The sequence below is a fragment of the Buchnera aphidicola (Pemphigus obesinymphae) genome (assembly GCF_026122815.1).
Lineage (GTDB): Bacteria > Pseudomonadota > Gammaproteobacteria > Enterobacterales > Enterobacteriaceae > Buchnera_C > Buchnera_C aphidicola_BJ.
This window is the reverse complement of record NZ_JAIWQW010000058.1, coordinates 411-707: the sequence shown is the minus strand read 5'-3', so window position 1 is coordinate 707 and position 297 is coordinate 411. Positions and strand designations below refer to the sequence as shown.

Annotated in this window: 1 protein-coding gene; it reads right to left on the bottom strand. The window is 38.0% G+C overall.

All coding sequences use genetic code 11. The features are described from left to right. The coding region (locus LDP10_RS03055) for an AAA family ATPase (RefSeq protein WP_265197269.1) at positions 1 to 297 on the bottom strand (297 nt) is incomplete at both ends.

The following is a 297-nucleotide window of genomic DNA, read 5'->3' as shown; positions in this document are numbered from 1 at the left end:
CAGGAGTACCACGTGCAATAATCATTGCATTAACGTCTTTATCTAAAGGAATTTTACGCATGTGAACTTTAAGGATCTGATTTCTTCCTCGAACATCAGGTAAAGCTACTACTATTTGTCTATCAAAACGACCAGGCCGCAATAAAGCAGGATCTAAAACATCAGGACGATTTGTAGCGGCAATTAAAATAATACCCTCATTACCTTCAAAACCATCCATTTCTACTAACATTTGATTTAATGTTTGTTCTCTTTCATCGTGTCCACCTCCAACACCTGTACCTCTTTGACGACCTA